Origin of the sequence: Pantoea allii (assembly GCF_046529425.1) — a bacterium.
Taxonomy (GTDB): Bacteria; Pseudomonadota; Gammaproteobacteria; order Enterobacterales; family Enterobacteriaceae; genus Pantoea; species Pantoea allii.
This window is the reverse complement of record NZ_CP125958.1, coordinates 689206-710262: the sequence shown is the minus strand read 5'-3', so window position 1 is coordinate 710262 and position 21057 is coordinate 689206. Positions and strand designations below refer to the sequence as shown.

Here is a 21057-nt window from a genome sequence, read left to right as displayed (position 1 = left end):
ACGCTATGGCTAACACCGATAGTAACACAACCGCCCATCATCAAATCGTGGACATTCAGCCAGTTATCGAATCTGCGATCTCAAACCTCTTGAAAACGCCGCTCGGCACCACGCACGATCTCTTTCAGGTGCTGGATACGTGCGTGCGCTATGTCGATGCCTTGGTTGAATGTAACGATATTGCAGACCGCATGGCGCTGTGCGGTCGTCTGCTCGCTGCACTGGAAGTCTTGAAAGTTCTGTTAGACAAGCCACTGCCAGAACACCTGATTAAACGCCTCACGCTGGAGAAAGGTGATGACAGAGCCTGTCGCAGCAGGGATTCGATAGACTCGGAAGAGATGCGGCAATATTGCAGCGCGTTAACGTTAGTATTACTGAATCAGCAGGCCCCGGCAGACTTGCAAAAACATATCACCGGCTTGTTATTCCAGATGGTTAACATCATGACTGATGACTTAACCGCGCCGCGCTTTGTGCGAACAGAGTCGGGGCTGGTGATGATTGAGAGCAAATTTACACATATCGTTCACTGATTTTGGACCCTTCCCTTCTTCCGCATGGAAGAAGGGAATTCGCATGCAAAATCTAAAATCTCACTGTGGGCTCACTCTCAGTGCCAAAATGCTTTATAACCCTGAGTTTTCCTCTGCCGAAAATACCACCACGATTCATCTTCATTCACTGAAAATATATTTTGTCGTGCTGCCATTCCTGAAATCTTTTCATTCCCGTACAGTTATTGCCAACTTCCCCAAGGGCCCGCGCGCCCCACCCGCCGTACAGTTATTAACAGCACTCCCAGAGGGCGCTGTCGCCCCCTTAAACGTCAACGGCGCGCTGGCCTTCAGCCACGTCTGTCAGCCATCCCACCCAACCCGCATCCATAAAAAAACCCGCTTTCGCGGGTTGGGCTTACAGCAGCTGCGGTGACGGGTTATCGCTCCCTTTCGCCATAACCGGCACCGTATTGATCTGCGCCGGTTCGACGATAATCCCGGACACGCTCTCCAGGGTTTTAAAGGTACAGCTGCAGTTAATGTTCTGGCACTGGTGATAACGTTCTTTCGTCTCTTTCGAAACGTAGCGACTGCTTTTCGTATGGGCGGCGGTCTGACATTTTGGGCAATGCATCATAGTCGTTCTCCTCTCTGGCATAGTGCAACATTAGCCAAAGACTAAACAAAAAGCAACTTAAATTAGACTAAATCTAACCAGCCTGTTTTTCCACTAAGACGTAATCCACGCTTTCAATCATCAGCTCCAGGTTCAACTGGGTGGTAAATCCACTTTTATCGAGGGTATGCACGATATTGGTAATCAGCCATTTTTGATTATCGATGACCGATTTAAAGCCCTGGGCTTTGACCGGTGTTTCAGGAATCAGCTCAGCAGCACCCAGCGCGAGTAGGATCTTCAACGTAGCCCGGTTACGTTGCAGTTCCTGCCACTTCGCTTTAGCCGCCTCCTCTGCTTCCCCCTGGCTACTGAAGTGCGTATTCAGTACGAACAGCTTCTTATTGCTGCCAAAAACATAGGTTTTTCCCGGGTCTTGTTGCCCGATAGTGGGGATATTTTTGGCCGCCGGATGGACAGGGTTCACCGCCGGTGTTGCTGGCGGTATCGTGTTGACGGTTACCCCTTTCTGCTGCGCTTTTTTCTGATCGTACCATTTTGCTTCAACGCCACTGTAATCGTCGCGCTTAAACAATTTGTACTCATACTTATCGCCATCCTGTCGGTTCAGATTCAGGAGTGGAATCGGCTTTCCGCTCGCTGTCACGCCATGCCCGGGGGCAAAGAACAGCAGCGTCTTATCTTTTATCGCCGCCACAGCGCCAACCAGCATAGCCAGCCGGGTAATGAACGTGCCGTCCGTTTCCTGCGTCTGATCGATATGCTTAATCTTTTTTTTGGCTATCTCCGGCCGCACGTCGGAGGTAAGTCCGTTACGTTTCGCGATTTTCTCCACAGCCTCGCCAACCGTCATGTCCGGATATGAATCAGTGATTTTAACATCGAGCGAACCGCTAAAATCGGCGCTTCGGGCGACCACCGTTATCGTGTCCGGCGCGCCCTGGTAGGTGACCTGATCAATGATGTAGGAGCCTTTATTTGCAAGCGGCTGTCCCTTCCAGCCTATCTCTAAGACCACTTTCGCGCCAAAGGGCGGCATGACCAACTGGCCGTCACTGTCGTCCAGCACCAGGTCCAGCTGATCGACCTCCAGACCACGGTTATCCGTCAACTTCAGAGAAATCAGCCGTGGGCGAATATCCTCCGTTTTATCCTTCGTCTCAATTTTGATACTAAAGTCCGGCGTAGGCGCAACACGCAGGGGCACGGGAATCGGGACGATATCGCTCATCTCAGCGCCCTCCGTTCAGCGCAGAGGCGGCGCTGTTGATGACAGAGCCGACCCGTTGCGCTGCGTCGCTGGCCCGATTTTGCAGTTCTTCCGCCTGCCTTTTTAAGTCCCCGAACATACTGGTTAGTGAATCGTCTACCCGCAGCAGGTTGAGGGTAAAGCCTATCTTGCGCGCGCTGCCGTCGCTGTAGAACTCCGTGTGCGTGGCCGAGAAATCCGTCACAACAAACATGCCGTAAATAATGCCATTGCCGCCAATCAGCGGCCACGCCAGCCCTTCATCGGCCATGGTCTTCAGTGCCAGCAGCGTGACATTGCCGCCGGTGATTTCAGGCCGGAGTTCGCCAGACAGCTTGATTTTATCGTCGCCGCCGCCCAAAAACTGGGTCGACTCACGGCGCCCCACGCGACTGTTTTTCGCCCAGCGGTAGGTAATGTCATGCTGCAAATTGTCGAAGGGCAGGGTTTGCCGTACAAACGGCATCATGCCTAATATCATCATCATGGTTAATTAATCCAGACTAAACATGGAGTTATAGCTGCGATCAGCCGTGGACCACGGCGATACCGTGGAAGCCTGCGCGACGGCCTGTCCAATCGCCTGTGGGTCGCCCGTCACATTGATGTTGTTGGTGACCGTGTGCTGCCGGTTATCCACGTTTGAATTGTTAACCGAGGGCAAAGGCTGATTGAGCGTGCTGTTCAGGCTGGCGCGCGATGCGGCCGGACGGGCATCCGCGTTATCCTCATCCTCGTCGTCCTGTTCGCGCATTTTGGGCGGAGGCAGCTTGTCTTTCACCTTGTCAGATTTCTCATCGATGATGCCAAGCTTGCCGAGCACCCAGTCAATGCCGCCCCGCAGCTGATTCAGGGCTTCACCGGGTAATTTGAGTGCTGTCGCCAGCATATTGCCGAAGCGCTGTCCCATCTCCCCTGCCGAGGCCAGTTCCTGCTGAGAAAACTTCACCGGTTCCAGCAGCTTTGAGAACCAGGAGCCCAGCTCAGAGACTTTGTTGCTGAACCAGTCAAATACCGGCTTCAGCGGCGCGAATGCGTCACTTATCGGCCCCATCGCCGCACTGAAGCCCTGAGCAACGCCGCTGATAAAGGTGCTGATCGGTTCCCAGTACTGATAAACCAGCATCGCGCCCGCCGCGATAGCCGCGCCAAGCAGCACAACCGGCAGCGTAATTGCGCCCAGCGTCGCCGTAATCGCACCACCGATGATGGCAAACGCACCGCCCAGCAGTTCAGCGCCCGCCATGATGGTGCTCAACCCGCTAATGACCGGCCAGACAATATTCCCCACGCTGGCGAGTGAGTCCACCAACGTCAGTCCACTGGCCGCCAGCGTCAGCAGGCTGTCCGAAAGCTGGGGATTGATATTCATCACGCCGGTCAGAACGGACTGTACGGATAAGCCGTCCTGACTGATGGTTTGCAGATTGGTGTCAACAGAGGCATCTACCGGCTGCTGAGCCGCCGGCGCCTGAGACAGCTGATCCAGGCGTCCACTGGCGGCACCTTTCATGAGCACAGCGGCAGGAGCCGCGCCCTGTTCGCCAAAGATGGCCTGCAGATAGGTTGCCTGCTGGGCTGCATCGATTTTGTTTTTCTCAAACGCCGTCTGCACCTGGCTGAGCACCGTGAAAATCGGCTGACTGTTGCCCTCGCCGTCTGCGGTAACAACATTCAACGCTTTCAGCGCGCTGTCTGCATTGTCATCAGGTGCCTGCACGTGCGACAACATGGCACCGACGCCTGCGCCCGCAGCGCTGCCCGTCATGCCGTTTTCGGCCAGCACGCCGATCATCGCCGACGCCTGACCGACGCTGACGCCGGCTTGTTTCGCCACCGGGCCGATGCTGGCCATCGCCTTATTCAGCTCAGCGATATCCGGTTGCGCACCGCTGTTGTCCGGATTAACAGACAGGGATGCCGCCTGATCCTTACCGTTATTCGCATCCGCAGGTGACAGATAATCGATAACCTTGCGGCCCTTCTCGACGAAGTCTTTGGCGTTGTTGCTGGCACCTTGCACGTTATCCGCCAGCGCCATGCCGGCGCGGTAACGATCCCGGGTACGATTGAGCTTATCCTGGCGCTGATTCAGCAACCCCATCGACTCGCCCTGCGCATCAAGGATGGATTGGGTCCGCTCTGTTTGTTGGTTCAGCTTCTGGCGCTCGCTGCTCAGACGACGCGTGGAAATCCCGGCGTCATTCAGCGACTGGCGCTGATCCTGCACCGACTGGCGCAGCTGAATGTTCTTTTGTTGTAACGCGTTGGCAGACAGGCGCAGTTTCTCCAGCGCCTGCGCTTGTTCAACGGTGGGGTTCTTGGTGTTTTTCAGTTCAATGGCGAGTGCTGCCGCTTCTGCCCGGGTGTTTTTAAGATTTTGTTGGGTCAGCGTCAGTTCTTTTCGGGTATCACGGAACCCTTCAATCTGCGCGGATTTGGCGTTAAGTTCTGCCAGACGGTCTTGCGTTTCCTGGATATCCGCAGACAGCCTTTCTGTTTCTTTACGCACGGCATTGAACGGGCGCGTGGCCCGATCAACCGCCTCCAGCAGCACTTGCAGCTTGAGCGTGTTACTCATCAGAGGTTACTCCACTGCGGATCATCACTTTATGCCGCCAGTCGAGTAATTCTTCCAGCGACATGAGATACATTTCTGAGGGTGGCCAGTGAAAAACGCTGGCAATGTCGGCCATCAGGTCATTGACCGTTAGATCGCGGGGCCAGCTTACCCGGCCGATTTCGCTGACAAAAAACCAATCACCTTGCCGCCCAGGGCAATCAGGTCGACCGGATCGAGCGCATTGCACTCCGCTTTGGTCAGCGATGGCAGGGTGATACGGGGCAGCACCATTAACAGGGCATCCACATCAGACGAGGCCAGGTCGGCCAGTCGCACGCCACGCAGCGATCCTGCCGTTGGTTTCACCAGCTCAACCTGGCTGATCACCACATCACCACGTGAAATCGGGCTTTCCAGCACCACCAGGTTTTCTTTCAGTTCTGGTTTATCAAGCTGTTCCATTTTTTCTCCATCAGGATAAAGAGGGCCAGCGCAGGACGCGCCGGCCTTTTTTATTACACCAGGCCGAGATTTTTACGACGCTGTTCCAGGCGATCGACGCCGTTGACCTTCTCCACCATGTTGACGGTGTCGACTTCGATCAGCTCTTTGCCATTCCAGGTCAGTTTGAAATAGGTGTTTTTGCTGGTGACTTTGGTCTCAGCGTTTTCGCCCTGTTTGGCTTCACCGAAATCAAAGGCCTGGTGCTTACCGCGCACTTCGATTTCCACGGCAATTTCTTCGCCGGTGTCATCGCGCTGGTAAGAACCGGTGAAACGCAGCGGTACGTTGGCGGTTGCGCCCCACTGGCTTAACACCAGCTCATCCATCCCGCCCAGCGTCCACTCCATATCGAGTGCGGCATCGTCCAGGCCGTTATCGATGAACGCCGCACCGTTCATACCGCCAGCGCGGTAGGTATCCAGCTTGCGTGACAGCTTCGGCAGCGTCACGGCGGTGACGATGCCCTGGTAGCTGTTTGAATCATTGAAGAGGTTTAACCCCTTAAGTTTACGTGGCAGTGCCATTTATCCGGCTCCTTAGCTGTTTACGGATGCGGCGAAGTTCGCCAGATAGGTGTCGGTGATGCGCTGACGCAGGGTCAGATCTTCCAGCGGCGGCACCGGTGTGTAGTCGTAATCGATAAACAGTTTGCCCGCCTTCAGGGTCTCTTTATCGTTCGCGCTGTCGTCGTACCAGCAGTTTGCGCCCAGCAGATAACCAGCACTGACCAGCTCGCGGAACTTGGCATTGATGCCAGCGATGATTTCGCGCACCAGCACCGGCGTCAGCGGTTTGTCGTTGGCCCACATGTGCGCTTCGGCCATGGTATCGGCCAGCACCTGTGCCGTGCGGGTGTAGTTTTCAAAGGCAAAAAGTGGATCGTCGCTACAGGTACGGTTGCCCCAGAAACGGAAACCGTCTTTGCGAATCAGCGTGGTCACACACTTTTCGTTCAGCAGATCGGCATCGGTGCCGGTCTGTTGCAGGTCCCAGAAAACGTCTGCGGAGATACCAGTTACGCCATTGACGCCCACGTTAGACAGGGTTTTATGCCAGCCGGTGTCGTTGTCAATTTTGGCGCGCAGGCCCAGTGCACGTGCGGTGGCATAAGCCATTTCAGATTTGTTCGTGGCGGTGTTCCAGGCTATAAAGTCTGGCCAGATCACCATCAGCTCGCGCTGGCTGAAGTTTTCGCGATACTTCATGGCATCCGAGATGGTTTTGCTGTTCCAGGCAGACACGTAGGCAAAGCCACGCAGCTGCTGGGCAATGCTGGCCAGCGCTGTCGCCACTTCCAGCGAGTCCAGACCTGGGACGCCGAGAATGCGGGGTTTAACACCCAGTTGCGTTTGCGCGCTCAGCAGCGCCTTCATGCCGGTGTATTTACCGTTCGCATCCGTCGAGCCAATCAGGTTAGAGGTGGTTTCAGCCTGGCTCGCGCCTTCTGCAACGCGAACCACGACAGTAACCGGCTTCGCCTGGTCAGCAATCGCCTGCAGCGCTGCCGCTAAGGTGCCTTTTGTACCGGCTTTACCGACGGCTGCCTGCACGTTGGTCAGCAGGACAGGTGTGTTAAGAGGAAACGCCGTTGCATCAGCATCTTCTGCGGTGCAGATCATGCCAACAATGGCGGTTGAAACTGTTGAAATGGTGCGTGTACCGTCATTTACTTCGACGACGCGGACACCGTGATGAAAATCAGACATCTGTAGCACTCCGTGTTGAGGGTGTGCTCAGATTGTCAGGTCAGTGGAAAGGATGCATTCGATTGCGGTTTGCTGATCGTTCAGTAAGAAGAACCGCGTAAATGGTGCTGTTTTGGCGCTGGAATATAACGATAAATCGTTTTGGGTGAGACATCTAATACCAGCGCAACCTGATGAAGCGTGGCGCCATTCGCCATCATGCGTTCCGCTCTGGCAACGACTTCCGGTGTCATAATACGCCGCCGGCCACCAATGCGCCCTTTTTCACGCGCTGCGGTCAGCCCGGCCCGCGTTCGCTCGACAATCAATTCGCGCTCCATCTCCGCCAGTGCGCCCATCACATGGAAGAAAAAGCGGCCCATCGGTGTGCTGGTATCGATACTGTCCGTCAGACTACGAAAGTTAACCCCGCGTTCGCGAAGCTCTTCGGTGAGCATGACCAGGTGACGCATGCTGCGGCCCAGTCGATCAAGCTTCCACACCACCAAAGTATCGCCCTCTTTTAACGTCCGCAGCGCCCGTTTTAAACCAGGCCGTTCACTGGTCTTGCCGCTGATTTTATCCTCAAAAATCTGTTCACAATTTGCGCTCTGCAGCGCATTCCGTTGCAAATCGGTGTTTTGGTCATTTGTTGACACCCTGACATAGCCAATCAGCATCGTTTTTTCTCCGGTAAAAGGTGAGGAGTTTGCCATTGTGCAGGTGAGGCGGGCCAGGGGTTTGTTTCATCAAAACCTCGGTTTGGGAGATGCCGTAAGGTTGCGCGACTATTCTGCTAATTTTTCCGATAATGGCTGGGTAAGATGGCCTAATGGCCTCATTTACCAATGGGGGATGGGCCCTGTCACTAATGCCACAACACCTACGGCAAAAATTATTTTCCCAATCCCATTTCCAAATGAGCTTATTGAACTAAATTCTCATGACTTTGGAAACCCAGTAGCAACAACAATATTCCAATTCATCGAAACAACTCGACTTGGCTTCACTGCTGCTAATATCTGTACGTTAACGCGTGGTAGCTCGCAAGTGAATGGTATAACTGATAGCACCTGTAAATGGGCTGCATGGGGAAGATAATGAAAAATTACGTTTTTAGTGCAAAGAATAATGCATTTTATCCAATTGTATTACGTTCAGATTATGAAAAAGCTGGCACATGGCCAGAAGATGGGATTGAAGTTGAAGATAATGTATTTGAGCAGTTTAGTGGCCTTGCTCCTGAGGGGATGATCCGTATCGCTGGCAATAACGGATTACCGCTGTGGCAGAATAGTTCTCCTTCTACACCAGAGCAGAAAATTGAAATTGCAAGAAATCAGAAAAGCTTGCTCATTAACACGGCCATTAGCTTTATTAATGACAAGCAGTGGGGAGGTAAATATTCACTTGGAAGATTAAGTGAAGATGAAATAATAAAATACAAGCTCTGGCTTGACTACCTTGATAAATTGGAAGCGATGGATTTTCAGGAAGGTATCCCTGACATATGGCCTGAGAAGCCAGAATAAAATCAACTCTGAAGTACTTAATTATCTCAAGATGCCGAAATACATAATTAAAGTCTCTTTAGTTCATCAGGAAAGATGGACCTAAAAAACATTAAACTATAGCGCATATCGATTATTTCATGATAATACATCACACCGGTTGCAGGTTGATGTATTATCAATCTTTTCTGGTTTTTATTTAAGTCACAAGCTTCATAATCATTTCACTTTTTCACGTTATAAAATCTACTCATGATTTTTTTCTAAGGCTTAGCGTTGTTTCAGCATGAGGTTTTTATAGGCTAGGATTTATTTCTTCAAAACCTCGGTTTGACGGAACGGTTTTCGGGGCGTTTTATAAGCCAACAAATATTTTCCCTACCTGGCACGGTGAACTACAAACCCACGTCAGGCACCAAACGAATCAAAATCACGCTCACTGGCGGCGGCGCTCGTGGTTACGGCTATCTAGGCTGGGGTTCAAATTATAGATCCCGGGGTGCGGGTGGTGGTGCGGGCGCGACGGCTATCGCATGGCTGGATATTGACGACACTAAAACCTATACAGGTGTCGTCGGACGTGGAGGGGACGATACCTCTTCGGCTACAAGCAGCACCTTCAATGGGATTATTACAGCAGCCAATGGCGGCACACCGACAATGGGCTCAGATGGAGGTCGAGGAGGAATAGCAGTTGGCGGCGACATTAATATCCAGGGTGGGGACGGTAGTGATGCGCCAGGCGTTATATCTGACAACAATAATGTCTACCGTGGCGGCTCGGGTGATGGTGGCGTGAGTTATTGGGGCGGTGCTATTCGTAGCGTGGAAGGCGCAGCGCTCAGCCGTCAAATGTCTTTCGGTACGGGCGGTGGGGGCAGCATTCGGGAAAATCCCTTTATTGGAAATTTTGGCTCTCACGGTGTGATTTATGTTGAGGAGTATTCTTAATGAAAACCTATGTTCGTCTTGAAGAAGAACGCGTTGCGGAAATTATTTCACTTAGCATCGAGCCTAAAGAACTCTATCACCCATCGCTGATATGGATGGATATCAGCACAATGGATCAGCAGCCTAACGTGAATGATATTTTGCGCGATGGTGTTTTTTCCGCGCCGATGACTAAAGCGGAAGAAAGCATCTTTATTGCAAGCAGCCGACTGAATACTGAAATGGATCTGGCCAGCCGGACGATAGCACCGTTGCAGGATGCTGTTGATATTGGTATCGCAACTAACATTGAAATCACACATCTGGATGAATGGAAACGTTACCGTGTTGCGCTGAGTCGAATTGATCTCAGTAAAACGCCAGATATTGAATGGCCAATACAGCCATAATGACTAAAGCCCGCAATAGCGGGCTTTAGTCATTATGGCATCCGTAGCTCTGGTTATGCAGAAACCTGAATCATCGTATAAACCTCGGTTTGGGAGAGAAGTTTTCAGGCAGGCTTATTCGTACGATTGTTATGACCACATCTGGCAATTACACACCTGATCCGGAGGCAAAGAAAGTACGTTGCCAATTAGTCGGCGCGGGGGCTAGTGGAAGTAGTCCTGCAACAACAGATGCTTCTTCATATACCGCAGCTGGTGGGGGTGGTGGTGGCGGGGGGTTTGTGGAATTTGAAATTGATCTTATCGTTACAAAAATTACTAACTTACCCGTGACTATAGGATTGGGAGGTGCAAGCGTCACTGGTTCAGTAGGTATTATTGGAGGAACAACCTGGTTCGGAACCAAAATTTATGCATCGGGCGGAAGTACAGGTTCTATTTCCACACGTCCACAAGTTAATTACACCAATGCGGTTAATTCTCTTATGGTCATTCCAGGGGTTCCAGGGATTGGAGAATTCAAAGAAACAGAATTGGGTTATAAGCTTTTGCGTAAAGCTAACGGTACTTATGGGGGCTGGGGTTACCTAGGAACACAAGGGCAACTTGGTGGATCAGGTGGTGCGAGTATGCTATCCGGAGAAGTATCCGCCGCGGGTAATAGAGGTTTTGGAAATAATGGGGCAGGTGCAGGTTATGGCGCTGGAGGCAGTGGGACATGTAACTTGTATAATGATCCTTATCCTGAAGTGCTTACTTACTCAGCCAAACCATCAGGCGCAGGTGCCAATGGCGTTGCAATCTTTTATGAGTACTCATAATGAATAAACAATATGCAGTAATAAAAAATGGTGATTGTGTTGTTGAGAACACTATTGTAGCACCGGCTGATTATCAGATTGATGGTTTTTATTTAGTAGAGTTGAGTGAAAATAATCATGCTCAGCCGGGTGCATTTTACAACTCTGAAAACGGAATGTTTTATGGTGATAGAGATTACACGACGGACTATAAAAAATTCACAATAGGATAAGGTTATTTTTAATGGTAACTATTTTAAGCGGCATTTCGATAGGGATAAAATAAGTTATAGCGTTATTCTAAATTGATTTATTTAAATTATAGCACTTTGATCTTTGAAAAAAACAGCCTGAAAAATTAGGCTAAAGGTAGCGTTTATCGCTACCTTTTTTTTCACAAGCGCTTAATTTTCAAACACTATTGAGGTTTTTCCGGCCAACTAATCTCAGGGGCTGTGGAAACATCCACGACCTTCACAGCAGATTTATATGCCATCCATGCTGAAAGCTTTGCTTTATCAGTATCGCTAATCTCTCCAAGCAATAATTCAATTCGCCAGTCAGATATCATTATTTCAACTTCACTCAAAAGTTCTCGACGAAATTTCTCAGCACTTGCTATATCTGCTTCGTGTTGGGCCACCAGATCCAAAATCCAGTTATCCCCGTCCCATTTATCATATTGTGAGCCTGGCTTTTTGGGCGTGGTACTTATTGGATAATCTCCCAAATTTTTTATAATAAATGGTTTTCCGTTTGTAATATCATAAACGGTTTCACCCCGATGATCGCTAACGTACTCCCAGGATAAAAGATCTTCAGTCCTGCAAACTGCCATTCCATCCTTATTTTTTAAAGGCGCATCGATACATGAATTGGCAGGAATGCCAACACCTAAAGCCAGACTTTCAATGCCGGATGAAAGGTATTCACGTGAGATCTCATCAAAATTATAAACTCTGACGTCCCCAGCCTTAACGGCTATAAAGTTTTTATCTAATTCAGCCTGGTTCATTATGCAGCCCTTACAATATAATTAAATGCGATATTTCTAGGGCGCATGGTTATCCATACAGAACCCTCTTTATTGTAAACTGAATTACTAGCTCCGCCACTAACGCCATTATCCTGAGCAGCACTGTTTGTAAGATCTAAATTATTGGGTGCCCGATAAATACCACCTGGTGATGCTACTGACTTAGTTACAAAGTCGGCACCAGAATAGGCCATACCGATATAAACGCCACTACTGTCAACATCACTCCCATTATAATCCATCATGCCTGTCCGAAGATAAGTCGAAATCTGGGCTGCTAACAACTCACGGTTAGAATCAATTCCCCGCCCATCATCCCATCCACGAATAAATTCCCCACGTAAATCCGGTAATTTTAGTGATGGATAGGCCCTTGCCAGAAGCGGGTACTGAGCAGAGGTAATAGCGGCACCATTACATTTTAACCAACCAGTTGGCGGGTTCGCTGACGGCCAGGGAACAGGTACGCCAACCGGCAAAGCGGAGCCTTCTCCCAAACCGAGGTTTTTGAGAACCTCCGCCACCAGCCCCGCATCTTTAATTTCTGCCAGCGCTTTAGCCGTTTGCAGATACTGGCTATGAGGATTGGCCGCATCGACGTGCTTCTTCATCACGTCGTCAGTGTAGGCTTTCACCTCGATGACGTTGTCATCCACATACTGGCGCGTGGCGAGCACAACCGAAGGATCAATCTTCAACGTAACGGCACTGGTGCTGTTCACAATCAAAATCATGCGTACGGTCTGGGTACGGCCACTGCCTTCCTGCAGCTGTGGCTTGTAGGTTTCCGCGCAGTTCGCGACGGCAACCATTACGCCATCGGCGTCATAGAGACCAATCTCGCGAATCCAGAAGCCGCCTTCGCCTTCAGGGATAATCTGTTCAGCGATAATCTGGCTGCTGTTCACGGCATCCACCTTCAGTGAATTCAGCGCAGCACGGCGTTTTTCGCCAACCAGTTTGGTCTGCGCAGGGTCCGGCGTTGGCAAAGTGCCGCCGCCATCACCCACCGCCATTTGGGTAATCTGCAGTTGGGTACCCAGGGCTGCGGCATTGGCCAGCTTTGCCGCGCCCTGATTGGTCAGTAGGGCAAAATATTTCGTTGTCATGCTCTCACTTCCGTCAGGTCAATAAGATGGACCGCTGCGCCGGTGTAACCGGAACCGCCTGCGGTGATAACTTCAGGTGTATAGGGATAAACGGTTAGCTCGTCGCCGCTGTAGCTGGCAACCGCTACGGGTACAGTCCCCGTAGAATCCAGATTGATGGACAGGCCAATCAAATGACGGCTGACCGGTTTGGCATCAGCAATCAGCCGTTCCAGCTCGTTGTACATCGCTTCGGTAATGCCGTTGTCCAGCACGCCGACATCAATGCGAAAGGTGCCGGGCGCTTCATTGGTTTGCCACCATTCTTTAATGCGAATCAGATAGCCAAGCGGCTCCACCACACGGCGCAAAGAGCCAATGGTCCCTTTGTGTTTATGGATGTATTCCGATGCAGCCACCACGCTGCGTTTGGTACTTTCGCTCCAGCCTGAATCCCAACGATCCACCGACCAGGCCCATGCCAGATAAGGCAGTAGCTCTACCGGGCAGGTCTGTGCATTCCATAATCTGCGCAGCGGAACCGGGATGGACTCCAGCGCTGAACAGGCTTCAGCCGCGGCAACTTCCAGAGCTGATGAACCCGTTGGCAGCAGGCGTTTACTCATCGGACCCTCCTACCGTGATCTGGTAGCCGGTGCAGAACGCGGCCTGGGTTTTATCCAGCACCACATCGGCCACCGGCTGAGCCAGTTCGACGCGCTGCACGCCTTCAACATGCAGCGCGGCATACAGCGCAGACTTGCGAATATCGCGCCCTAAACGTGCCTGGGTGTTCACGAATGCCTGCAGTTTTGCCTCTGAAGCGGCACGAATAGGTTCGGCTTCCGGCCCCGGATAGAGGTACAGCGTGGCCTCGACGCGGTAATCCACAATCTGTGCCGACTGCACGGTGACCCGATCGGCAACCGGGCGAACATCTTCCTCATTCAGCGCGGCATCCACGATCGCCAGCAGGTCCGTGCCCGCCGTGCCATTACCTTCGCGGGACAGCACCGTAACGGTGACGCTGGCCGGAGAGGGACTGATAGCAGAAGCATCCGCCACGCGCCCGTCAGCGCTGCGTGCATGAAATTCATAGGCACCCGATGGGCCCGCGACGCTCAGCCCTTCAAACGCGGCGGCAATGCGGGCGCGAAAATCTTCATCCCGTTCCATTACCGCCTCCACAGGCGGCGTAACCGTGTTATCTGCCGGCGTCAGTACCAGGCGTAGTACGCCGTTGTTGGCACCCAACTGGTCCAGATCGCTGCCGCTGGCCCAGGCAACCATCACCGCCTTGGCCGCTTCGTTAACGCGCTGGCGCAGGATGATCTCCCGGTAAGCATTCTCCTGCAGGAGTTTCACCAGCGGGTCGGACTCCAGCGCCAGCACCCGGGCAACCGATGCCTGCTCATCTGCAGGGTAGAGCGAAATCAAGGTGGCTTTGCGTTCGGCAAGCAGCGTTTCATAGTCCAGCGTTTCCACCACGGTTGGCGCAGGCAGCTGGCTCAGATCGATAGTAGGCATGATTCAACTCACAGGGACGGTTAACGAAAAATCCTGCGCGGTGTCCGCACGGTTGCCGGTGATTTCCACCACCATCCCGCCGTCAAACGCAGATTCAAAATTAATGGCAGTCAGGCTGATGCGCGGCTCCCACTGCAGAATCGCCATATAACAGGCCGACATGATTTGCAGGCGCAACCGGTCGTTCTGCGGCTGGTCGATCAGCGCCGACAGCAGTGAACCGTAGTTACGGCGCATCACCCGCGATCCCAGCGGCGTCGTCAGAATGTCACGCACAGACTGGCGGACATGTTCAAGTTCAACCAGCGTCATGCCCGTTTCGCGGCTCATGCCGGTGTAGCGTGCTGTCGTCATAATGGCGCTCCTGTGGTGCCACCGCTGTCGCCCGGATGTTGATGCGTATGCAGCACTTTGCCGTTGGAGGCGAAGCTGCCGCCGCTGTGCGACATATCGCCCTTCATGGTGCCGCCCTGTGTGACTTCCAGCGTGGCGGTTTTAAGTAATGTGGTGCACTCCACCTCTGGCGTATCCAGCAGGATTTTAACGGCCGCTTTAATGGTCGCCGTCTGAATCCCTTCGGCTTTCAGGGTGCCGGTTGCAGGCTCATACTCAATGACCGCGCCATCGGGAAAGGAATAGTGCAGCGCATCTGCCGAGGCCGAGGGTGCCGGGCTGGCGTCAGAGAACACGCCGGGTAACACAAAGCCGCTGTTCAGCTCGCCACCCAGACTCATGATCAACACCTGCTCGCCCACCGAGGGTGCATTCCACGAACGGGTTTTTCCCGCCCGGGCACTCAGCCAGTGCAGCCAGTTGGTGGTGTTGTCTCCGGTTTTTACCCGGCAGGTTCCCTCCTCCAGATTGATGGCGGCGACGGTGCCAATGCGGACCATATTGCGCAGCAAGCGCTTGATTTCTAATATTTGCTCATTCATGGCGTTAGTTTCACGTTGCGAGAGAAAAGCAGCAATCGAATGCCGTTTGCTCAAAGATGACTAAACAGCGCGTCAGCTGATAACGGTTGGCGCTATGACGTCCATTCACTGACCAGCTTGCCTTTGATATAGAGCTGCCAGGGCCGCTCTACATTTTCTGGCAGCGCAGGTTCCGGCAAATGAGTGATGTGTAACGCGTCATTCTGCTGCTCAACCCAGACGCGTTCGGTCAGTTGCAGAGTGATATTCACCCTGTTACGCCCTTCTTCCATCGCATCGAGGGTGAAGGTAAAGCCGGTGAGACGCTTCTCATCAGAAACCATGATGTCGGGCTGATTTTCCCGAAGCCATGTCAGCAGCGGAACCATGATCAGATCGATATCATCGGCGTAGTGCGTAATGGTGACAGCCAGCTGGAAGTGGTATTCAAACGACAGCGAGCTGGCTAAGGTGGAAACCAGGTTTCCGGACTGAATCGCTATATTCAGGTTGTCAGGATTTTGCTGTAGCAGCGGAACGCTGTTTATCAGCACCTGGCGTAGTTGGGTCACTTTCAACATCATGCTGCTCCTGGCACGCTTTAATCATCTCTACCTGCAACCCGCACGATGCGAGCGCAGCCTCTAACTGGCGGTTATCCGCCGCCAAATCACCCTGCGTTTGCAGGTTGTTCTCCGGAATGGGGCAACTTGTCACGCGTGGACAACCAGTCCAGATAATCTCGGGCATTGCTGAAGGCGGGACGGCTGTGCAGCCGGATAACGTCAGCAGGCAAAGCAGCAGCGCTCCAGGCACGTAAAGCGGGATTGGCATCGGTTTCTCTTCTGATGGTTGTTTCTCGATGGAGCGCCTGCGCGCTGGCCTGGGTTTGTTGCAGACGCAACGCCGCCTCACGTTTTCGGGTGGCTTGCATATCTGCATTGAGCTGAGCCAGTGCGGTGTCCCGACGGCTAATGTCGGCGGTTAACGTACTGACCCTGTGCTGTGCCTCATCCCGTTGATGAGTCATGACACTGAGCCGCCAGCCCGTTAACACCAGGGCGCTAAGCAACAGAGCGATAGCCGCTGCAACCAGTCGCATCATGCTGCTCCTTGTAAACACCAGGCCATTTCTTGCTGGCGGCGGTTATCGAGGCCCGGGTTGTAAGTCCCTTTGACATACACCCACCGCTTAAGCTGCAGACAGGCGTCGTGCCAGCGCCCGCTGTTGATCAATCCCGCCAGCGTTGAGTTACAGGCCGCGCGGACGCCCACGTTAAAACCAAATGACACCACCGCGTCGTAGACCTGGGGCGGCATTTCACGCGTCATGCACTGGTCGATGCCGCGCTCAACGCGCATGACGTCATACACCAGATTCACTGCAGCCTGGCGCTCGTTCACCACGCTGGTCGGGGTAACGCCCTGCGTATGACCAATCCCGTTGGTCCAGACGCCAGCGCTGCATTGATAAGGCGAGGTGCGGCAGCCTTCTGCATCGGCAATCAGCCTCAGGCCAGCGTCAGAGGTTTTCAGCATCTTGATTTGCGGTACCAACGCGGCCATGGCCAGCACGGCCGCGACCGCACAACGCTTAGCGGTCTGGCTCAAAACTTAACCCCTTTAGGTTGCGCTGTTGTAGCTCGAAGGTTTTGCGACGGTAGTACCAGTTGATAAAAAACGTCGCGACATTGGTGCACATGGTCAAAACGGCGACGCCAGAGCCAACCATAAAGGCGATATCCTGCGGTGTGTGACGACCAAACCACATCAGGACAATCCCGATGAGGTAATTAATCAGAGAACTGATTTTTTCCATTGGCACTAATCCCACAGATTGAGGGTTTCACCGGTGGCCGCCTGAGGCAGCTCCGGTAACACCACCTTGCATCCGTGCGGTAACGTTGGGCCGTTTTCTGCCAGGCCGGGATTGGCGGCATAAACCTGTTCAACCGCCTGCTGCGTGCGTCCGTAGTAACGCCAGCAGATCTCATCGACGGTGTCTTCCTGTCGTGCGTAAATCAGCATTGATTGGCCCCTTATGAGCGTAAAAGCCGTGGTCGAATGGGTGATAAATCAAGCGCATCCGCTGTAGGCGGTGCCGGCTTCAAAGGCCCGATCGGGTCTGCGAAAACCTGTCTTCAGCATTGAATCGTCAGGCCACAAAACGCCCGATAAATGCCACTACCGGATAACCCGAGCGGTGCCATAAACGTGGGGGATTTGCTCAGCGCGGCCTGTACGGTTTTTCACGCCTGCCGTCGCCGGCACTTGTCAGGAGTAGTGTGTGCTTCAGCAGACGCTTGCTCAACGCAAGGCCGTCCGCTCAAGGCTGGTTGGGCAGGACGCGCAGGGAATGGCTGGATAACCCAGCTGAAAGGCGGAAAAAGGCCGGGATGCGGTGAACACATGAGCGATGACCCGCAACGATCAAATGCGGTCAACAGGCAGAGGAAAGTCGCCTTGATGAAAGGCAGGGCAAATCGGGAACAAAAAAAGCAGAGCGAGAGGGAACCGGCGAACGCGAAGAAGGAGCGGCAGCAGTCAATGGATGAGGCAGCGCATAAAGGCAAACGGCCGGGTCCCGGGGTTTTTCTGTAGGTGACAGTGCCGGGTATGAAAAGGGCGTTGCACGGTAGCGCATTCCAGGTCGGTGTAGCGGTTGCCCGCGCCTGAACCCTCTCTTCCGTTGAGATGGCTCAGGCGACGGGCAACCCTGCTGATGTCACAGTGAAAACGTCGCCGTCATTATTTTTTTAAAGGCGTAGCCGAGAAGACAACAGAAAAGTGGTTATCGGAAAGGGTGTAGTTAGCAGCGATTTCGGCGATCAAATTTAACGCTATTTCCCTGTCTCGTTCCCGGCAGGCTCCTTCGCTGGTGAGCCTGGCGATAAGTTCAACGCGTTCAAGCATGACTCGCTCATGTAATTCATTTCCCACAATTCCCTCCCCCAAAATAAACACTGTACATACATACAGTAGCATAGCATTCATTAACTGTGGAAGCGTTTTAAGATAGTTCGTAAAAAATTATATCGTGTTGATAGGAATCAACTTTTATCCGACCACCTGGCAGACAGGTTGGTGACTGCTCCTGCCAGAAGCGTAAGAAAAATCAATAGATTTTCTTCATTTACCCCGTAATTCTACAGAATTTTCACCCCTCTTTTTTCGTCAGGTCCCGGCTGAGGCAAGATCCTGCACAATGGCTGAACCGCCGGTAAAGCATTGCTTCCGTCACTGAGTAAACGCGTGCTGCTGACAGGTGCAGACGTGGACCGACAGCTTAGCCAGGGGTGCCCTCCTCCTTTTTTCTCCCCACGCCGGTCGTCTGTGTACGGCGCCTCAGATAACGGGCGACGGAAGAAGAGGCGGTCTGCCGGGTCCGTACAGTTATTAACAGAACTCCAAGACAACAACGCGGAATGCGGTTTTTCGCCGTCCTCTTCTTCAGCACGTTTGGGCACCAGCTTCCAGGTTTTCAGCCGGGTCAAAATGGGCGTGTCGATGCCGACAGCTGTGGCATACACGCCCTTAATTGACTGGGTTTCTTCACCAAAGGCATTGCAGATTTCGGCGGGCTGATACCAGGTGCGCACCGCAAGCGCATCGCGTTTCACAAAGGGACCGCCCTGTGCATGAATATATTCCGCCCATTGACCGGCGTCAGCCGCATCATGCACCGCCGCAAATTCCACGCTCAGGCCATGCGCGGTGTCACTGTCTGCCAGACGGCGCAGCTCACGATAAACCGTTACGGGCGCGCCACCGATAAACTGAAACTGACGGATGTGCCAGCGCGCCGCCCATGCTGACACCGCCATCGCCGTCTCCTTCAGGGGTTTACCGCTCTCGTTATCCAGCTCGCCGTCCAGCGCATAGCCATCAATATTCTTGGAGACGTATTTGGCAACGTAACCGGTCGCGCTCCCTTTCGCCGGATCGATCGCCTCCACATGAAACCGGGCTTTGCGTGCCTTTGCGCTGGTCAGTTCATCGCTGTCCTGCTGGCAGGCGTAATGGCGCAGGATCTCGTCTACGCGTGCAACGTGCTCAGGGCGCATAAACATCAGCATGTGCCAGTGAGGCGTGCCATCGTGATGCGGCTCCGCAACGCGCAACCCAAAAATACCGATATTTTCCCGGTGCAGTTTGGCGCGCACTTTCTGCCAGAGCGTGCAGAGATAGCGCTGTGTTTCTGCCGGGCTGGCCCCCTGCCATTTATGATTACGGTGGCCGCTCTGTAAGGTGGCGTGATAGCAAGACGGCGCGGTTAAGGTATAGAAGCCAGCCCGGAAGCCCATCTCCTGACAAATCGTTTCGAAGCCCCGGATGCGCGTCATCAGTTCAGCACGGCGAATGGCCGGATTGGCGACGCTGCCGTCATATTTTTCGATCAGGCTGATGCGATTGCCCTCTTCATCTTCAAGATCCATCCCCTGAAGGAAATCACGCGTGCGCCGACGCTGCTCGCGCCATTCCGCCACCGCCATCGGGCTGGCGTAAGGCGAGTGCTTTTTGTTGACGTTCGCCAGCCCGATATGCAGGTGTTCTCGCCAGAAGGCACTGATTCGACGCAGTTGCCCTTTCCACCATTTTTCCGCCTGCATACGCAGAATGGCCGGGGTCACGTCTTCAGGGCAGAATACGCGGGCGCTGACGGTTTCCCACAACGGCGGCATCTGGCCCAGTTCACGGGTAATCACCGCCGCCGTCATATACAGACGGTGGGTATAGCGGTAATCGGTTTCAGCGCTGGCCTGGGAATGCAGTTGCACCAGCTCGGCATGAATAAAACGGGCGATATCGCCCGCCAGCAAATCGGTGTCGGCACGGGACATATCCGGCAGGCGATTAAATCGTTTCATCAGCTCCCACAGCGTGCCCGCGGCTCTGGCTGCGCCTTGCTGGCAGGACAGGCTACGGGCTAACTGTGCGACAACGCCTGGCCGCATATCATGCAGTTGATAACGTCGGTTCACAGACTCAACGCGTGGCAATGTGCGCTCAACAAAGGTTTTTGCTAAGTAAGCATTGGCCCGGGCTGTGCCCTGCTGCTGTTCCAGACTGGCGAGACGGCGCCTGACGTCCAGTTGCACAATCCGGGCCTGGGCAGCGAGGCTTTTCTGACCCTGCAGCCACGCCGCTATCTGGCGATTGCGGTGCTGCTGCTGGTCATGGGTAGGATACGGGCTGGCGATTGCCAGCCGCGGGGCGTTCCATGGGTAAGCGAACGACATCATCGTACATGCCCGAAATGAAGGCGCGTTCTTAACTCGCTGAGTTCCTGACAAGGCAGGCAGCGGGTTACGCCCTGGAGCGCACGACGACGCGCTTCAGGAATCGGCGCATCGCACTCTTCACAGAACGAGGCACCGATCGCCACAGGACGTTGCGTAACCTGAGCAATATGCTCCGCCAGAATCTCTTCGCTGCGCTGCTGCGCAATATCAATCGCATCCGCCATCAGCGCATCTCTCCTGATTCATTTTCATAACGTTCAGCCTCAGATCGCAACAGCTCTGCGGCTTCAATGCCGTTTAACGTCTGCCGCGTAATATGCGATGCCATGGCGCTTAACCGCTTAGCCACCGCCAATGCACAGGCTTTACGCTCGTTATCGAGCAGTTTGTTCAGGGTAAAGTGGCTCACGTTGTTCATTGAATGTGTCTCGCTATTCATCATGTCTCTCTCCAGATTTTG

The 21057-nt window shown here is 53.3% G+C and carries 31 protein-coding genes; 6 read left to right on the top strand and 25 right to left on the bottom strand.

Annotated elements, in window-relative coordinates; translation table 11 throughout:
* Positions 1–5: 5 nt before the first annotated feature.
* On the top strand, positions 6–536 hold the full coding sequence (locus QNH99_RS03435) for a hypothetical protein (protein ID WP_410517280.1): 531 nt from the start codon (positions 6–8) through the stop codon (positions 534–536).
* A 379-nt stretch (positions 537–915) separates the two neighbouring features.
* Here the strand turns inward: QNH99_RS03435 and QNH99_RS03430 are convergent, their stop codons facing one another.
* The 9 genes from QNH99_RS03430 to QNH99_RS03390 form a co-directional block, all read right to left on the bottom strand.
* Complete coding sequence (locus tag QNH99_RS03430; RefSeq protein WP_063881022.1) at positions 916–1137, bottom strand: ogr/Delta-like zinc finger family protein; 222 nt, start codon at positions 1135–1137, stop codon at positions 916–918.
* Between the two features lie 73 nt (positions 1138–1210).
* Positions 1211–2368, bottom strand: a complete 1158-nt coding sequence (locus tag QNH99_RS03425; RefSeq protein ID WP_410517279.1) for a contractile injection system protein, VgrG/Pvc8 family — start codon at positions 2366–2368, stop codon at positions 1211–1213.
* A 1-nt stretch (position 2369) separates the two neighbouring features.
* On the bottom strand, positions 2370–2873 hold the full coding sequence (locus tag QNH99_RS03420; protein ID WP_145394958.1) for a phage tail protein: 504 nt from the start codon (positions 2871–2873) through the stop codon (positions 2370–2372).
* A 6-nt stretch (positions 2874–2879) separates the two neighbouring features.
* Positions 2880–4967 (bottom strand): phage tail tape measure protein, encoded by a 2088-nt coding sequence (locus tag QNH99_RS03415; protein ID WP_410517278.1) that lies wholly within the window; start codon positions 4965–4967, stop codon positions 2880–2882.
* A complete protein-coding gene (locus QNH99_RS03410; RefSeq protein ID WP_063881026.1) occupies positions 4960–5082 on the bottom strand; it encodes a GpE family phage tail protein in 123 nt (40 codons plus the stop codon). Before QNH99_RS03410 ends, QNH99_RS03415 begins: the two co-directional genes overlap by 8 nt.
* A gap of 32 nt (positions 5083–5114) precedes the next feature.
* Entirely contained in the window at positions 5115–5411 is a 297-nt protein-coding gene (locus tag QNH99_RS03405; protein ID WP_109716888.1) for a phage tail assembly protein, read from the bottom strand.
* A gap of 53 nt (positions 5412–5464) precedes the next feature.
* Complete coding sequence (locus QNH99_RS03400; protein WP_063881028.1) at positions 5465–5977, bottom strand: phage major tail tube protein; 513 nt, start codon at positions 5975–5977, stop codon at positions 5465–5467.
* A 12-nt stretch (positions 5978–5989) separates the two neighbouring features.
* Positions 5990–7159 carry a phage tail sheath protein gene (locus QNH99_RS03395; protein WP_256853229.1) on the bottom strand — a complete coding sequence of 390 codons (1170 nt, stop codon included), beginning with the start codon at positions 7157–7159 and terminating at the stop codon, positions 5990–5992.
* Positions 7160–7239: 80 nt separating this feature from the next.
* Positions 7240–7818 carry a recombinase family protein gene (locus tag QNH99_RS03390; RefSeq protein ID WP_028722820.1) on the bottom strand — a complete coding sequence of 193 codons (579 nt, stop codon included), beginning with the start codon at positions 7816–7818 and terminating at the stop codon, positions 7240–7242.
* 420 nt (positions 7819–8238) lie between these two features.
* On the opposite strand from QNH99_RS03390, the gene QNH99_RS03385 reads away from it, so the two are divergent.
* The 5 genes from QNH99_RS03385 (at position 8239) to QNH99_RS03365 (ending at position 11022) form a co-directional block, all read left to right on the top strand.
* Positions 8239–8670: a tail fiber assembly protein gene (locus QNH99_RS03385; RefSeq protein WP_410517277.1), complete on the top strand. Its 432-nt coding sequence runs from the start codon at positions 8239–8241 to the stop codon at positions 8668–8670.
* Positions 8671–9039: 369 nt separating this feature from the next.
* Entirely contained in the window at positions 9040–9600 is a 561-nt protein-coding gene (locus QNH99_RS03380) for a hypothetical protein (RefSeq protein WP_410517276.1), read from the top strand.
* Positions 9600–9989, top strand: a complete 390-nt coding sequence (locus QNH99_RS03375) for a tail fiber assembly protein (protein WP_096011896.1) — start codon at positions 9600–9602, stop codon at positions 9987–9989. Before QNH99_RS03380 ends, QNH99_RS03375 begins: the two co-directional genes overlap by 1 nt.
* 281 nt (positions 9990–10270) lie before the next feature.
* Entirely contained in the window at positions 10271–10810 is a 540-nt protein-coding gene (locus QNH99_RS03370) for a hypothetical protein (RefSeq protein WP_283355183.1), read from the top strand.
* Positions 10810–11022, top strand: a complete 213-nt coding sequence (locus tag QNH99_RS03365) for a hypothetical protein (protein WP_283349868.1) — start codon at positions 10810–10812, stop codon at positions 11020–11022. Before QNH99_RS03370 ends, QNH99_RS03365 begins: the two co-directional genes overlap by 1 nt.
* 185 nt (positions 11023–11207) lie before the next feature.
* On the opposite strand, the gene QNH99_RS03360 is transcribed toward QNH99_RS03365, so the two are convergent.
* From QNH99_RS03360 to QNH99_RS03285, 16 genes are all read right to left on the bottom strand, one after another.
* Complete coding sequence (locus QNH99_RS03360) at positions 11208–11804, bottom strand: tail fiber assembly protein (RefSeq protein ID WP_410517275.1); 597 nt, start codon at positions 11802–11804, stop codon at positions 11208–11210.
* Positions 11804–12934 (bottom strand): phage tail protein, encoded by a 1131-nt coding sequence (locus tag QNH99_RS03355; protein WP_218987105.1) that lies wholly within the window; start codon positions 12932–12934, stop codon positions 11804–11806. The genes QNH99_RS03360 and QNH99_RS03355 overlap by 1 nt, the downstream gene beginning before the upstream one ends.
* On the bottom strand, positions 12931–13539 hold the full coding sequence (locus QNH99_RS03350) for a phage tail protein I (RefSeq protein ID WP_283355879.1): 609 nt from the start codon (positions 13537–13539) through the stop codon (positions 12931–12933). Before QNH99_RS03350 ends, QNH99_RS03355 begins: the two co-directional genes overlap by 4 nt.
* Positions 13532–14440 (bottom strand): baseplate assembly protein, encoded by a 909-nt coding sequence (locus QNH99_RS03345; protein WP_063877292.1) that lies wholly within the window; start codon positions 14438–14440, stop codon positions 13532–13534. Before QNH99_RS03345 ends, QNH99_RS03350 begins: the two co-directional genes overlap by 8 nt.
* Positions 14441–14443: 3 nt before the next feature.
* Positions 14444–14794 carry a GPW/gp25 family protein gene (locus tag QNH99_RS03340; protein WP_063877293.1) on the bottom strand — a complete coding sequence of 117 codons (351 nt, stop codon included), beginning with the start codon at positions 14792–14794 and terminating at the stop codon, positions 14444–14446.
* Positions 14791–15375 carry a phage baseplate assembly protein V gene (locus tag QNH99_RS03335; RefSeq protein WP_410517274.1) on the bottom strand — a complete coding sequence of 195 codons (585 nt, stop codon included), beginning with the start codon at positions 15373–15375 and terminating at the stop codon, positions 14791–14793. The genes QNH99_RS03340 and QNH99_RS03335 overlap by 4 nt, the downstream gene beginning before the upstream one ends.
* Positions 15376–15467: 92 nt before the next feature.
* Positions 15468–15938 (bottom strand): phage tail protein, encoded by a 471-nt coding sequence (locus QNH99_RS03330; RefSeq protein WP_256853484.1) that lies wholly within the window; start codon positions 15936–15938, stop codon positions 15468–15470.
* Positions 15868–16143: an Rz1-like lysis system protein LysC gene (gene lysC, locus QNH99_RS03325; protein WP_241568272.1), complete on the bottom strand. Its 276-nt coding sequence runs from the start codon at positions 16141–16143 to the stop codon at positions 15868–15870. The genes QNH99_RS03330 and lysC overlap by 71 nt, the downstream gene beginning before the upstream one ends.
* Positions 16025–16459, bottom strand: coding sequence for an Rz-like lysis system protein LysB (gene lysB / locus QNH99_RS03320; protein WP_257469586.1), 435 nt, complete (start codon positions 16457–16459; stop codon positions 16025–16027). Before lysB ends, lysC begins: the two co-directional genes overlap by 119 nt.
* Positions 16456–16965 (bottom strand): lysozyme, encoded by a 510-nt coding sequence (locus QNH99_RS03315; protein ID WP_410517273.1) that lies wholly within the window; start codon positions 16963–16965, stop codon positions 16456–16458. Before QNH99_RS03315 ends, lysB begins: the two co-directional genes overlap by 4 nt.
* On the bottom strand, positions 16949–17173 hold the full coding sequence (locus QNH99_RS03310; RefSeq protein ID WP_096011187.1) for an HP1 family phage holin: 225 nt from the start codon (positions 17171–17173) through the stop codon (positions 16949–16951). Before QNH99_RS03310 ends, QNH99_RS03315 begins: the two co-directional genes overlap by 17 nt.
* Positions 17174–17178: 5 nt before the next feature.
* The gene (locus tag QNH99_RS03305) at positions 17179–17382 is read right to left on the bottom strand and encodes a tail protein X (protein WP_063877299.1); all 204 of its coding nucleotides are present in this window, start codon (positions 17380–17382) and stop codon (positions 17179–17181) included.
* Between the two features lie 720 nt (positions 17383–18102).
* The gene (locus tag QNH99_RS03300; protein WP_063881030.1) at positions 18103–18294 is read right to left on the bottom strand and encodes a hypothetical protein; all 192 of its coding nucleotides are present in this window, start codon (positions 18292–18294) and stop codon (positions 18103–18105) included.
* Positions 18295–18500: 206 nt separating this feature from the next.
* The gene (locus QNH99_RS03295) at positions 18501–20597 is read right to left on the bottom strand and encodes a replication endonuclease (RefSeq protein WP_410517272.1); all 2097 of its coding nucleotides are present in this window, start codon (positions 20595–20597) and stop codon (positions 18501–18503) included.
* The gene (locus tag QNH99_RS03290) at positions 20594–20821 is read right to left on the bottom strand and encodes a TraR/DksA family transcriptional regulator (RefSeq protein WP_063877302.1); all 228 of its coding nucleotides are present in this window, start codon (positions 20819–20821) and stop codon (positions 20594–20596) included. Before QNH99_RS03290 ends, QNH99_RS03295 begins: the two co-directional genes overlap by 4 nt.
* Positions 20821–21039: a DUF2732 family protein gene (locus QNH99_RS03285; RefSeq protein ID WP_063877303.1), complete on the bottom strand. Its 219-nt coding sequence runs from the start codon at positions 21037–21039 to the stop codon at positions 20821–20823. Before QNH99_RS03285 ends, QNH99_RS03290 begins: the two co-directional genes overlap by 1 nt.
* Positions 21040–21057 lie beyond the last annotated feature (18 nt).